Here is a 13693-nt window from a genome sequence, read left to right as displayed (position 1 = left end):
ATTAATATGAAGCTTGTTAAAGGGAAAAAAAGTAACTGGATTAAAGATGCTGAATATCGATTGAAAAACCGTAAATGGCATTCATATTCAAGTAATATTGCAAGAAGAATACTTGCAGCTCTTGAAAACAAAGAAAATTTTAGTCAAAAAAAATTGGCTACCATCATTAACGTGTCACCTCAATATATAAGTAAAGTTGTTAAAGGAAAGGAAAACCTGTCACTTGAAACAATTGCTAAAATATCAGAGGCATTAGACACCGAGTTAATTACTTTTCCAGATTATAACTATAATAAGGAAGACAATAAAATCATAGAGAATGTTCAAAATATTCCTAATAATACAGAAGCTGATCAAATGCTAAGGATTATAACTCTACCATATTCAAATATTTCAATAACATCAGAATTTTCTACGTTAAAACAAAAAGCAGTTACTGAGAAAATGATAAACCTCCTAAAACCTAGTTCAAGTGAATTCGAAGAAGCTGATAGTTTTAATTTCTCCGTGATTAAAATCTCTGATTCAAAATGAAAAGTAAGGATATTAAAATCAGATTCAAATCAATAAATCTATTATCGAAATCAATGAATCCAAAGCCTGATAAAGATTTCGATCAAGAAGATTTTCATTTTATCATTAATGGAAAAACTAATCTTCAAAAAGAAGCAAAATTAATTGTAAGTCAAACAGAAGTTAAAATTCATCCTAATAAAAACAGAGATATTTTATTAGGATCTATTCTAGTAGAATGCCAATTCCAAGTTGATGATTTTGCTGATATACTTGATAAAACAGAAGAATCAAGCATAACCTTCCCTAAAGAATTAGATATATTAATAAAAACAATGTCTATCTCTACGATTAGGGGAATAATGTACTCGGAATTTAATGGCACCTATTTAACTAATGCTATACTTCCAATTATCTTTTTGCCAAGTTCCAATACCAAGCCTGAAGCAATTAGCAAAAAAAACTTTATCGAATAGTAATTCCTGTAAACAAAGAATCCGCAATAAATCCCAGGTGGTCTTTGAAGAGTTCCTGATCGTTACCGAGGAAAAGCCGGGAACCAATTCCTTTTAAGGAAACATTGATGGCTTTGGCCCAGATGTCAATCTCTTCATGCGTGAGTTCACGAATCTCTCCTCTACGGATACCATAAAGCACGAGGTCTTTCAGGAAACTCTCCATATAGGCATTGCGCTTTTCAGTGATATTGACAATCAGGAAAGGATTTTCCATCACTTCAGCTTTGAATACGGAATATTGCTGGTTGTTTTCAATCAGATGACGTAAAAGGGAAACCACAAAAGAACGAAACCGATCCTGCACCGTTTCATACTGGTTCATACTGGAAACGGCATTCTGGTGTTGCTGTTCCATATCCTCCAGGGCCATTGCCTCAAAAATATCCTCCTTGGTTTTGAAATAATAGTAAAGGGAACTTTTGGATTTACCGATCTTTTTGGCAATGTCTTCCATGGTGGTTTTTTTGAATCCAAAATGAATGAAAAGCTCCCTTGCTCCATGCAGGATATCTTTTCGAATTGGATCCAGTTCCGTACTATTTGTTTGACCATTTGACATTTTGAGTCGATTTTCGATCTGTTACAAATCTACAAAAAACTTATACCCTCCCGGTTTATCCAAAGCAGAACACGACAGAAATACCGGAAGTTTCGGGCGTATTTTCTGTTTCTCATTGATTTACAAGTTTTACAACCTGAATTTATACCTCCTTTCAGCAAACCTGGCCGAAGATTAACCTACTTCTTTCACAACTCTTTAACAAGATTTTCGACCATTTAATCATTTCGGACGAATATTCATTTTAATTTTGACCCCTTAAACAAAATAGTCGAAAATTCATGGAGCAACAAATTCTGGATTCGGTACACCAGGTGTTTACTACCCAAAGTATCAGCCGGTATACCATGGACGACCTCTCCACACAAATGGGGATCTCCAAAAAGACTCTGTATCGCTTTTATCCCAGCCGCCAGGAACTGGTGGACCAGGTTTGTAAGCGCGTAGCGGAGGAATACGAGGAATCCTTGCAACCCTGGGATGATCCAGGTATCAGCAACCTGAAAAAACTATTGGGACTCATTTCCAATGTGGTAGGTTTTTGTAAGAAGGTAAGTCCCGATTTCTTCCTGGACCTGCGCCGCCACTACCCTGTTCAATACATCGAGCTCAACCTCAAACTGGAACAGAGCCTGACCGGCCGGATTCAGCAATTACTGCAAGACGGCATTCAGGAAGGGGTGTTCCGAAGCAGCCTGCATCCGGCCCTGGTGATGAGCATCTGGCAGCAGCACCTTCAGAAAGACTTCGAATATGCGGCACAGTTAGTAAATGATTACTCCAAAGACGAAGTGTTTCGCCAGGCGGTATATCTCTTCCTCTATGGCATTATTGCCCCTGCTGCGATTCCCGAAATGGAAGGCATGCTGGCCAGTTATGATTGGAAATCTCCTTTATCAACTCAGACAATTTAATACAGCATAAACTATGACAACGAGAACAAACCGGTTAACCGTCTTTCTCGCATTTGCACTCCTGCTGGTGGGCAATAATATGAAAGCACAGGATCCGGAGGAATCACTGACCTTATCAAAAGCTATTCAGTATGCGCTTAAACATCAGAACGATGTTCGAAAAGCAAAACTGGATGAAGAAAATGCCGAATACCAGATCGAAGAAGTAAAGTCGAGGGCCCTGCCACAGATAACCGGTACCAGCGGCATTACTTATAATCCGATTCTTCAGTTAAGTGCTGTGCCAGGCGACCTGGCTGGACAGCCCGGTACTACCCTTTTGATTCCATTCGGACAAAAATGGAATGCCAATGCGGTAATTTCTTTAAGTCAGAACATATTCGATAAATCTGTATTCACTGGGCTTAAAGCTGCCAAAACCACCCGTGAATATTACCAGGTAATGGCAAAGCTCACCGACGAACAGGTGATTGAACAGGTTGCACAGAATTATTACCAACTATTGGTGCAGCGACAAAAAATGGCCATGGTGGATAGTACCATATCCAATTCCAGAAAAGTGCTGGAAGTAATCGATGGCCTCTACAAAAACGGGCTCGCAAAAAAAATCGATGTAGACCGCACCCGCGTGAATATATCCAACCTGCAGGCACAACGCCAGCAATTATTGAATGTGGTGCAGATACAGGAAAATACCCTGAAGTTTTTTATGGGTATGGATATCGCCGGCACTATCATTGTGCCTGCAGCCAGCATGGAAGCCATTCAGCCAAGTGTTGCAATGATTGCAGAAGCTCCGGAAGTGAAAAACATGACGGATTACCAGTTGCTGAAAACGCAGGAGAAACTACTGGAATACCAGAAAGAAAGTGTGAAAGCGGCCGCCTTTCCAACCATCAGCTTAAATGGGAACTATGGTTACCAGGGACTGGGTGGAAAATTCCCAATCGGCAAAGGTCCATCACAAAACGTGAACTGGTTCGACTATTCCAATGTGGGCGTAACCATGCGTATTCCAATCTTTACCGGATTTGGGAACCGGGCCCGGATCAGACAGGCCGACATCCAGGTAAGAAAAATTAAGGAAGACCTTCAGCTTCAGGAACGGGCGTTGAACCTGGCGTATGAAAATGCCAAAGCGCAGCTGGTGAATGCCATCACCACCCTGAATAACCAACTGGAAAATGTGGAGCTGGCCAAAGAAGTGTATGCGAATACCCGCAATAACTACGACCAGGGACTGGCGCCACTAACCGATTTACTGGATGCTGAAAACTCACTTACCACCTCACAAAATAATTATTCAACCGCCCTGCTTGATTACCGCCTTGCAGAAATTCAGGTACTGAAAACACAGGGTAAACTCAATTCACTCGTAAACTAAATCGTATATGAAAAAGTATAGCAAAATACTGCTGACTGTGTTGATCATTGGCGCTTCTTTATATGCCATCGTAACCGTTCTTAAAAAAAACAAAGCCGAAGCAGCTGAAAAAACTGCGATAGTAGCAGCCACCAACGCCACTGTTGCAGTAAGAGTGGACACCGTTCAATTTTCCAATCCGGCTATTGCGCTTACTGCGAATGGAAATTTTGAGCCCTTCCAGGAATTATCATTTTCAGCTGAAAAGCCTGGAAGAGTAGTGAATGTACTGGTGAAAGAAGGTGATTATGTTAGAAAAGGCCTGGCACTTGCAACCATTCGTGTTGACCAGTTAAATGTAGACCTGCAAACTGCTGAAGCCAATTATAAAACTGCGGAAACCGATTTGCAGCGATATGAAAATGCTTTCCGAACCGGTGGCGTTACACAGCAACAACTCGATCAGGCCCGATTGAACCTGGCCAATGCCAAATCCAGATTACAGCAGGCTGGTATCAACCTGGGTGATGCTACTATCCGTGCTACCATTGATGGGCTTATTAATGCACGTAAAATCGAGCCCGGATCTGTTGTATCACCGGGAACACCCCTGTTTGATATTGTAAATATTTCAAAGCTGAAATTAAAAGTGCATGTAAATGAAGCACAGGTAGCACAGCTTAAGGTGGGTAAGCAGGTGAAGATTACCGTTAGTGTTTTCCCTGATAAAAACTTCACCGGAAAGATTTCATTTATCGCGGCTAAAGCCGACCAGGCGCTGAATTTCCCCGTTGAGATTGACCTGGGTGCCAATCCGGGTAACCTGATTAAAGCCGGTATGTTTGGTACAGCTGAATTTGATTTTGAGCAACAAAAACCCGTATTGTTGATTCCCCGCTCCGCATTCGTAGGCAGTGTGAACAGCAATGAGGTATTTGTAGTACGTAATAATAAAGCTACCCTGGTAAAATTGACCAGCGGTCGGGTGTTGGATAATCAGGTTGAAATTCTGGATGGTCTTCAGGAAGGTGACCTGGTAATTACAAGCGGACAAATCAACTTAACCAACGGAACCGAAGTATCCATTATTCCGTAAAAAAGAAGGAACATGAAAATTGCAGAATTATCGATAAAAAGACCCTCATTGGTGATCGTATTGTTTACGATCCTGACCCTGGGTGGTCTCTTCAGCTATACTCAACTGGGTTATGAGCTGATCCCGAAATTTGAGACCAATGCGATCACGGTTTCCACTATTTATCCCGGGGCCTCTCCCAGTGAAGTGGAAAATACCGTGACTAAAAAAATTGAAGACGCAGTTGCCTCTTTGGAGAATATCAAAAAACTGGAATCCAAATCACTGGAGAATGTATCCCTGGTTACGATTACGCTTAACAGTACGGCAGATGCCGACTATGCTTTGAATGATGCACAGCGCAAAATCAATGCAGTACTAAAAGATCTGCCGGATGATGTAGACCCTCCTTCTCTGAATAAATTCTCATTGAGCGATCTGCCTATTATGACCCTGGCAGCATCCGCCAAACTGGAAGAAGCCCAGTTCTTTGACCTGGTAGATAAACGGATCAGTCCGGTTTTATCAAGGGTTAACGGTGTGGCGCAAGTGAACCTGGTGGGTGGACAGGAACGCGAGATCCAGGTGAGTCTTGACCCACAAAAGATTAAAGGTTTCGGATTATCCGTTCCCCAGGTTCAGCAGGCCATTCTGAGTTCCAACCTCGACTTTCCTACCGGTAACGTACAAACGAGGGAACAAAGTATACTGGTTCGACTGGCCGGAAAATATAAAACCGTAGAAGAGTTACGCAACCTGGTGATCGTTTCCAACAATGGAATCCAGGTTCGGCTTGGTGATGTAGCAGATGTGCAGGACAGTCAAAAGGAGGTGGAAAAAATCGCTAGGGTAAACCAGCAGAATGCCATCACTATTCAAATTATCAAACAATCGGATGCCAATGCCGTGGCAGTGAGTGAAGAAGTGCAGAAACAGATCCAACGACTGGAACAGGATTACAGTGCCAATGAACTGAAACTGAATATCGCGAATGACAGCACTGTATTTACATTGGAAGCGGCTGATTCAGTTGTGCATGACCTCCTGCTGGCAGTTGTACTGGTTGCTTTCGTAATGTTATTCTTCCTGCACAGCTTGCGGAATGCGGTCATTGTGATGGTGTCCATCCCGGCATCCCTGATCGCGACCTTTATTGGCATGGCGCTGTTTGACTACACACTGAACCTGATGAGTTTGCTTGGTCTTTCACTGGTTGTTGGTATCCTCGTGGATGATGCAATCGTTGTACTGGAAAATATTTATCGCCACATGGAGATGGGTAAAAACCGGGTGCGTGCCGCTATGGATGGAACCAAGGAAATTGGCTTTACTGTTACGGCCATCACACTTGTAATTGTGGTGGTATTCCTACCGATTGCACTAAGTACCGGACTGGTATCGAATATCATCAAACAGTTCTGTGTAACCGTAATTATTTCTACTCTTTTATCTCTGCTCTCTTCCTTTACCATTGTACCCTGGTTATCATCCCGTTTCGGTAAACTGGAACACTTAACAGGTAAAACAATCTTTGGACGAATCATCCTTGGTTTTGAAAAAGGACTGGACAGATTTACCCACTGGATCAGTGGAATCCTGACATGGAGCCTGCGTCATAAGCGCATAACCCTGGGAGTGGTATTGGTGATGTTCCTTTCTTCCTTCTACATTGTAGGCGCCGGATATGTGGGTTCTGAATTCTTTTCAAAAAGCGATCGTGGGGAATTCCTTGTGCAGCTTGAATTACCCAAGGATGCAGCAATTGAACAAACCAATCAGCTGACACAAAAAGCAGAGAAATACTTACAACAAAAAATTGAAATCGTAGACCTGATCACTACTGTTGGTCAAACCAGTGAAGGACTGGGAGCATCCCAGAGCACTGCATATAAATCAGAGATCAAAGTTAAACTGGTACCCAAGGAACTTCGGAAGGATGACAGTTATGTATATGCCGCGAAGATCAAACGGGAACTGGAAAACGTATTGGTTGGTGCCAAGATCAAAACTACACCCATCGGCATGTTGGGTACAGCAGACCTGGCACCACTTGCATTGGTGGTAACCGCATCGGATCTGGACAGTGCGCTGGCCTTTGCCAATGAAGCACATGCTTTGTTGAAAAAAATCCCAGGCGCAACTGAAACCAAATTAACCGTGGAATCGGGTAACCCGGAGATCAATGTTCAGGTAGATCGTGATAAGATGGCAGCGCTTGGATTGAATATGCAAACGGTGGGACTGACCATGCAAACTGCCTTCAACGGCAATACTGATGGAAAGTTTCGTGCCGGAGAATATGAGTATGATATTAATATCCGTTACGGCAGTTTTTCCCGTTCGAATATGCAGGATGTAAGCAACCTTGAGTTTGTGAACAATATGGGACAGACTGTTAAACTCTCCCAGTTTGCGACCATACGGGAAACATCCGGACCTAGCCAGCTGGAAAGAAGGGATAAGAGTCCCTCTGTAACCGTACAGGGACAAAGTGTGGGTCGCCCTACCGGTACGATTGCGGCCGAATGGGAGCAGGCATTTTCCCAATTACGTAAGCCTACGGGTGTGAACTATCTCTGGGGTGGTGATATGGAAAACCAGAGTGAAGGATTTGGCACATTGGGAATTGCCCTGCTTGCTGCTATTCTGTTGGTATACCTGGTGATGGTAAGCCTGTATGATAGTTTTGTATATCCATTTGTTGTATTGTTCTCTGTGCCCCTGTCCTTTATCGGAGCTTTCCTCGCATTAGGACTGACCAACAATTCATTAAACATCTTTACCATTTTGGGTATCATCATGTTAATTGGATTGGTAGCAAAGAACGCCATCATGATTGTAGATTTTGCGAATCACCGGAAAGCGGAAGGCGAATCTACTTTCCAGGCCCTGGTGCAGGCCAACCATGCTAGATTACGTCCGATTCTGATGACTACCATCGCAATGGTATTTGGTATGTTACCTATTGCAATTGCATCGGGTCCGGGTGCAGAATGGAAAAACGGCCTGGCCTGGGTAATCATTGGCGGATTGATTAGCTCCCTGTTCCTTACCCTGGTAATTGTACCTGTGATCTACGCCATATTTGATGGCTGGTTGGAAAAAGCAAAGAATAAAAAGAAAGGACAAAAAACAATAGATGAGCTGATCGTGGAAGAGTATACACCCTCTCCCACGCAGGATGGATTTACACCCACACATGTGGTTTGATGAATGAAAAGAGAAGCAGTCGCTATACGGCTGCTTCTTCTTTATCTCTAGGCTTCGAACTGTATTCTATTTTACGGATATAGGTTTCCTGAATAATGATTAGTAAAGCAGCGAGAATCGGGCTTGCCAGCAACAACCCAATTGCACCAGCCAGAATTCCCATCAATACCTGCCAGAACAATGCCAGGGCAGGAGGCAATTCAACCATTTTCTTCTCAATTATAGGAGTTATAAAATAGCTCTCAATAATCTGGATCGAGAAATACAGAATAACAATATAGAGAGCCATTTGCTGGCTTTCAAGCAACCCCACCAGAACGGCAGGAACGAGTGCCAGGTATGGACCGATATACGGAATGAATGTACATCCTGCAGCGATCAATGCAAGAATAAAAGCCAGTGGTACTCCCAATAGAGCCAGCCCGATACCGGTAGCAAGTCCCACCACCAACATGGATCCGAATTTGGCAGCCAGCCAGGTTGCCAGTGTTTGATACACTTGACGAATCAGGTTGCTGACAGCCTTTTTTTTATTGTCAGGAAACAGGCGAACCAATCCATTAAAATAGTTTGTTGGTGATGCAGCCAGGAAGATTGCTGCTATTAGAACAATCAGCATATTACCTAAAACGCCAAGAAAAGAACCTACATAAGAAGCGGCTTTGGTGAGCAAATCCTTGTTTTCAGTAACCGCTTTACCCGGGTCTTTAGGCAATTCTTTGATGAGTTTTTTTCCAACCGGATGCGATTGAATCGCCTTTTTAAGCTGATCGATCGATTTTGGAAGGGTCGAAGAAATTTCATCCAGTTGTTTGGATACAGAAGGTCCGGCAATCAGAAAAAATCCGGTTAGTACAAGTGCAATAGAAACAAGTGTGATAACCAGTGCCCAACTATATCGAAGTTTCAGCTTTTTTGCAATCCATACAGAGATAGCATGAAATAATATGGACAGTAAAATGCTGGAAAAGATCAGTAGAAAAAAATTGAACTGCCATACGAAAATCGCCAGTAATCCACCGGTAACAAACACCAGTAAACTGTATTGAAAAAGAATGGAAAGGGAAGGCTTGGGTTTCATACTAAGCAGTCCCTCAAAAAAATCATGCCCGGTTAAGCTGGTTGAAAACCGGAACAATTTTCCCCATTACAATTTAAAATTCCAGGTAACACTGGGTATGATCGGGAACAGACTTACCTGTCGGGCATCTACTTTCAGCGTGCCATCCAGCGCAGAACCTGTCTGATCGAAATAAAGGAAATAAGGATTTAGGCGACTGTAAACATTGTAAATACTGAATACCCAATGTCCTTTGATGCGGCGAGGCTTTTTAGGAATTGGGGTATAGGTAGCTGAAAAATCCAATCGGTGGTAGGCTGGTAAACGATACTGATTAATTCGGCTAAACTCCTGCGTTAGTACCCCGTTTACGAGGTAAAATCGTTCTGGCAAAGTTGTGGCGTTACCAGTTCCATACACAAATACAGCTGACAATTTCCATTTTTTATTGAGCTCATAGGAGGCTACGGCGGAAAGATCATGCCGTCTGTCGTAACGTGCAGGATACTTAAGGCCATCATTCAAATCAGGGAATTTCCGGTATGTCCAGCTAAGCGTATAACCCACCCATCCGGTCATTCTGCCGGTGTTTTTGCGAACGAAGAATTCTGCTCCATAACTCCAGCCATCACCAAAAACAAATTCTTCTTCCGGGTCTGCCAGTGAAGGGGTATAGCCCTCCCGATATTCGATCTGGTTTTCCATCTGCTTGTAGTAGACTTCTACCGAGGTTTCGTACGTATTGTTCTTAAAGTTTCGAAAATAACCTGCAGCATATTGCCAGCTTAATTGTGGTCGCACAAAAAGCGTACTTGGTACCCAGAGATCAGTAGGCAGTGTGTTTCCTGCATTGGTAACCAGGTGTATGTACTGGTAATTCCTGGAGACCGATGCTTTTACGGAACTGGCATCATTGATACTATAACGCATGGTGAGCCGGGGTTCCAGGCCTCCGTAATTCTGGACCCGATCTCCTCTACCATATTGAACACTGTCTATTTTATTTCCATTTTCGTCTCGCTGGTAACGAGTATAAGCACCAACCTGTGTGAAATTACTGTAACGTAGTCCGGCGCTGATACGAAACTGATCCGTAAGATCCCAGTCGTCCTGGATATAAATAGCCGACTCTCTTGCAAATTTACGCTGTGCGTTGTTTGGGGTAAAATCAATAGAATCAGATCGCCCTGAAACCAGGTTCGGTTTAAATGTATGATGCGTGTATTGTGCTCCAAATTTCAATTTGTGTTGAGATCCGGGATAATAATCCATATCGAATTTGGCGGAGAGATCGCGGATACCCGACTGCACATTAAATGTCAGGTTGTTTTGCGTGCCATTGAAGGCGAAATTATAATCGTTGAATACGAGTGTGGTATTGGAGAATAATTTTCTATGAAAAAGATGGTTCCATCGAAGGGTTGCGGTTGCGTTTCCCCAGGGGATATTGGCTCTGAAGGAACGCTGGGTGTTGTTGAAAGTGAATACATCCCTGCCAAAATAACCACTCAGGAAGATCCGGTCTTTATCAGAAAACTTATAATTCACCTTGGTGTTCAGGTCATAGAAATAATAGCCTGATCCATAAAAAGCACTTTCTCTTTTGACAAAAGGCTTTACCAATGCGTCAATATACGTTCTGCGGGCAGAAATGATAAAAGAGGCTTTGTCCTTTTTAATGGGTCCCTGGATATTTATCCTGGATGCAATGGCTCCAATTCCTCCTTCCACTTCCATTTTTTTCATGTTGCCGTCTTTCATGGTGATGTCCAGCACAGAAGAGAGTCTGCCTCCGTACTGTGCCGGCATTCCTCCTTTGATCAAACTGACATTTTTAATGGCATCCGAATTGAAGATGGAAAAGAATCCGAACAAATGACCTGAATTGTAGACTACTGCATCATCCAGCAGCACCAGGTTCTGATCGGGTCCTCCTCCCCTTACATAAAAACCGGCGTTACCTTCACCGGCATTTCTTACACCCGGCAGCAACTGGAGGGTTTTGAGTACATCCACTTCCCCAAAAATGGCTGGCAGGGATTTGATCTGACTAATACTTAGATCAACTTTCCCCATCTGTGCATCCCGTACATTCCCATCTTTCCGCTTAGCATATACAATTACTTCTTCACTCGCAACGATCCTGGGAGATAAATTGATTGACAGATTAACATCCTTATCAAGTTGCAGACTACTGGTTTGGGTTTCATAACCGGTGTAGGAAATACTTACCTGGTAAGTTCCTGCAGAAAGGGTAATGGAAAAAAAACCGTAGGCATTGCTGTTAACGCCTTTGCCCTGACCATTAATGGCAATAGTGGCTCCAATCAGGTTTTCACCGGAAAGAGCATCTTTAACATAACCGCTAAGCGTGAATTTTTGCTGGGCGCGGATGGTGCCGAAACAGGCAATGGTCAGGAAAAAACAGAGGATAAATCGGTTCATGATTGTAAAACTACCTGCTGTTCAACAAAAACCTGGATACATGGTTCATATTTTACACCGGAAAGCGGCAATTATTTTAACTTTGCGGCCCATGTTAGTAGGATTACAGAATGTTACGTTTGAATTTGGTGCGCGGGTCATTGTATCCGAAGCAACCTGGCATATCCAGCCCAATGAGCGAATAGGCCTGATCGGTTACAATGGCACCGGTAAGTCCACCCTGCTCAAGCTGATTGTTGGTGAATACCAGCCATCTGCCGGTACTGTGGAAAGAAGCAGGGGTACCACTATCGGTTACCTGCACCAGGACCTGCTCAGTTTTGAAACCACACAATCCATCCTGGAAGTGGCCCTGACTGCTTTTGAACGGGTTCAGCAACTGGAAAAGGAAATTGAAGAATTAGGCAAAGAGCTGGAAAGAACCGGGGATGAAAAAACGCTTCACCTGTATTCCGATAAACTGCACGAACTGGAAACCCTGGGTGGATATGATATTCACCATCGTACCGAAGAAGTATTGCACGGATTGGGCTTTTCACAGGAAGACCTGGCCCGTCCCTACCAGGAATTCAGCGGAGGATGGCGGATGCGGGTTCTACTGGCGAAGATGATCCTGCAACAACCGGATTTATTATTACTTGACGAGCCGACCAACCACCTCGACCTCCCTTCCATTGAGTGGCTGGAAAAATATTTGTTGCATTATAAGGGTTCTGTGGTAATTGTAAGTCACGATAAGTTTTTCCTCAATCGTATGGTCACCAAAATCGTGGAAGTGTACCAGCGGCAATTGCATATTTATTCCGGCAACTACGAATTCTACGAAACTGAAAAGGCCCTTCGGGTGGAATTACAACAACGGGCATTTGAAAACCAGCAGGAATACATCCGCCAGCAGGAACGATTCATTGAACGTTTCCGTGCTAAAGCTACCAAGGCTGCACAGGCCCAGAGTGCAATGAAGCGACTGGATAAGTTGGATCGGATTGAGGAGGTAGAAATTGAACGCCCCAATATCAAGATCAATTTCAGAATTGATAAAACTCCGGGTAAAATCCTGGTAGAACTCAAAAATGTCACAAAAAAATACGGCAATAATATCATTGTTGAAAACAGTTCTGCTGAAATTGAACGGGGCGACAAAATTGCATTAATTGGTGCCAACGGAAAGGGAAAATCAACCCTGTTGCGAATCATTGCAGGCATTGAAAAATTTGATGGCGAACGCAAGTGGGGTCACAATGTGGAAGAAGCGTTTTATGCCCAGCACCAGTTGGAAGCACTTGATATCAACAATACACTGCTGGAGGAAATGAAAACCTGTGGCAGTCAGAAAACCGAACAGGAATTACGCACACTGCTGGGATGCTTTTTATTCAGTGGTGATGACACCGATAAAAAAATCAGGGTACTCAGTGGAGGTGAAAAAGCCAGGGTAGCGTTGGCTAAAACCATCGTCAGCAAAGCCAATTTCCTGATGCTTGACGAACCGACCAACCACCTGGATATGCATTCTGTGGAATTGCTGGTTGAGTCGTTAAATAAATATGAAGGGAGTTTAATCCTGGTAAGTCACGATCGTTATTTTATTTCCAAAGCGGCGAATAAGATCTGGGAAATCGAAGATCACCAGATCAAGGAATTTAAAGGAACCTATGCTGAATGGGTAGACTGGAAAGAACGCATGGCAAAACAGCGCGAACAGAAAGAAGTGAAGGAAGTGGCGGCTCCGGTTGTTCAGCAGATAATCGAAATCAAACCTGCAGCACCGGTTTTAAATCGTGAGCAGAAGAAGGAATTACAGAAAGTACAGCGACAGTTTAACCAGGTAGAGGAAAAGATCGCCCGACTGAAAGAAGAAAAAGTCAAACTGGAAGCAGCGCTGGCAGATCCGTCTACGTATTCGGATAAACAGAAATTTGCGACAGCGGAATCAGCTTACAAAAAAAACGGCGAGGCATTAGAACTGCTGAACCAGGAGTATGAAACTTTGTTTGAAAAGATCCTTTCGATGGAAACAGAAATGGACTAACTTC

Annotated in this window: 10 protein-coding genes; 7 read left to right on the top strand and 3 right to left on the bottom strand. The window is 43.3% G+C overall.

Annotation, left to right across the window (positions count from 1 at the left end; genetic code table 11):
• Window positions 1–6 precede the first annotated feature (6 nt).
• A complete protein-coding gene (locus tag L0U88_RS10980) occupies window positions 7–534 on the top strand; it encodes a helix-turn-helix domain-containing protein (protein WP_234866097.1) in 528 nt (175 codons plus the stop codon).
• Window positions 531–989: a hypothetical protein gene (locus L0U88_RS10975; protein WP_234866096.1), complete on the top strand. Its 459-nt coding sequence runs from the start codon at window positions 531–533 to the stop codon at window positions 987–989. The genes L0U88_RS10980 and L0U88_RS10975 overlap by 4 nt, the downstream gene beginning before the upstream one ends.
• Here the strand turns inward: L0U88_RS10975 and L0U88_RS10970 are convergent.
• A complete protein-coding gene (locus L0U88_RS10970; protein WP_234866095.1) occupies window positions 979–1590 on the bottom strand; it encodes a TetR/AcrR family transcriptional regulator in 612 nt (203 codons plus the stop codon). The two genes, L0U88_RS10975 and L0U88_RS10970, sit on opposite strands and share 11 nt — an antisense overlap.
• A 281-nt stretch (window positions 1591–1871) precedes the next feature.
• Here L0U88_RS10970 and L0U88_RS10965 point away from each other — a divergent pair, with 281 nt between their 5' ends.
• Genes L0U88_RS10965 through L0U88_RS10950 form a run of 4 tightly spaced genes read left to right on the top strand, consistent with a single transcriptional unit; the run spans window position 1872 to window position 8152 of the window.
• Window positions 1872–2504 (top strand): TetR/AcrR family transcriptional regulator, encoded by a 633-nt coding sequence (locus L0U88_RS10965; RefSeq protein WP_234866094.1) that lies wholly within the window; start codon window positions 1872–1874, stop codon window positions 2502–2504.
• A gap of 13 nt (window positions 2505–2517) precedes the next feature.
• Window positions 2518–3888 carry a TolC family protein gene (locus L0U88_RS10960; RefSeq protein ID WP_234866093.1) on the top strand — a complete coding sequence of 457 codons (1371 nt, stop codon included), beginning with the start codon at window positions 2518–2520 and terminating at the stop codon, window positions 3886–3888.
• Window positions 3889–3895: 7 nt separating this feature from the next.
• On the top strand, window positions 3896–4963 hold the full coding sequence (locus L0U88_RS10955) for an efflux RND transporter periplasmic adaptor subunit (RefSeq protein ID WP_234866092.1): 1068 nt from the start codon (window positions 3896–3898) through the stop codon (window positions 4961–4963).
• Window positions 4964–4975: 12 nt separating this feature from the next.
• Complete coding sequence (locus L0U88_RS10950) at window positions 4976–8152, top strand: efflux RND transporter permease subunit (protein ID WP_234866091.1); 3177 nt, start codon at window positions 4976–4978, stop codon at window positions 8150–8152.
• A 22-nt stretch (window positions 8153–8174) separates the two neighbouring features.
• Here the strand turns inward: L0U88_RS10950 and L0U88_RS10945 are convergent, their stop codons facing one another.
• Together L0U88_RS10945 and L0U88_RS10940 are read right to left on the bottom strand one after the other, a co-directional pair.
• Window positions 8175–9233 (bottom strand): AI-2E family transporter, encoded by a 1059-nt coding sequence (locus L0U88_RS10945; RefSeq protein WP_234866090.1) that lies wholly within the window; start codon window positions 9231–9233, stop codon window positions 8175–8177.
• A gap of 66 nt (window positions 9234–9299) precedes the next feature.
• Window positions 9300–11657, bottom strand: coding sequence for a TonB-dependent receptor (locus L0U88_RS10940; RefSeq protein WP_234866089.1), 2358 nt, complete (start codon window positions 11655–11657; stop codon window positions 9300–9302).
• Window positions 11658–11748: 91 nt separating this feature from the next.
• On the opposite strand from L0U88_RS10940, the gene abc-f reads away from it, so the two are divergent.
• On the top strand, window positions 11749–13689 hold the full coding sequence (abc-f, locus tag L0U88_RS10935; protein ID WP_234866088.1) for a ribosomal protection-like ABC-F family protein: 1941 nt from the start codon (window positions 11749–11751) through the stop codon (window positions 13687–13689).
• Window positions 13690–13693 lie beyond the last annotated feature (4 nt).

The sequence above is a fragment of the Flavihumibacter fluminis genome (genome assembly GCF_021491375.1).
Lineage (GTDB): Bacteria > Bacteroidota > Bacteroidia > Chitinophagales > Chitinophagaceae > Flavihumibacter > Flavihumibacter fluminis.
This window is presented reverse-complemented; position numbering and strand designations above follow the sequence as displayed.

Excerpts from the sequence above, each read along its gene's own strand:
- L0U88_RS10950 (WP_234866091.1), top strand. The coding sequence starts at position 4,976 with ATGAAAATTGCAGAATTATCGATAAAAAGACCCTCATTGGTGATCGTA.
- abc-f (WP_234866088.1), top strand. The coding sequence starts at position 11,749 with ATGTTAGTAGGATTACAGAATGTTACGTTTGAATTTGGTGCGCGGGTC.
- L0U88_RS10970 (WP_234866095.1), bottom strand. The coding sequence starts at position 1,590 with ATGTCAAATGGTCAAACAAATAGTACGGAACTGGATCCAATTCGAAAA.
- L0U88_RS10980 (WP_234866097.1), top strand. The coding sequence starts at position 7 with ATGAAGCTTGTTAAAGGGAAAAAAAGTAACTGGATTAAAGATGCTGAA.
- L0U88_RS10965 (WP_234866094.1), top strand. The coding sequence starts at position 1,872 with ATGGAGCAACAAATTCTGGATTCGGTACACCAGGTGTTTACTACCCAA.
- L0U88_RS10945 (WP_234866090.1), bottom strand. The coding sequence starts at position 9,233 with ATGAAACCCAAGCCTTCCCTTTCCATTCTTTTTCAATACAGTTTACTG.
- L0U88_RS10955 (WP_234866092.1), top strand. The coding sequence starts at position 3,896 with ATGAAAAAGTATAGCAAAATACTGCTGACTGTGTTGATCATTGGCGCT.
- L0U88_RS10960 (WP_234866093.1), top strand. The coding sequence starts at position 2,518 with ATGACAACGAGAACAAACCGGTTAACCGTCTTTCTCGCATTTGCACTC.
- L0U88_RS10975 (WP_234866096.1), top strand. The coding sequence starts at position 531 with ATGAAAAGTAAGGATATTAAAATCAGATTCAAATCAATAAATCTATTA.
- L0U88_RS10940 (WP_234866089.1), bottom strand. The coding sequence starts at position 11,657 with ATGAACCGATTTATCCTCTGTTTTTTCCTGACCATTGCCTGTTTCGGC.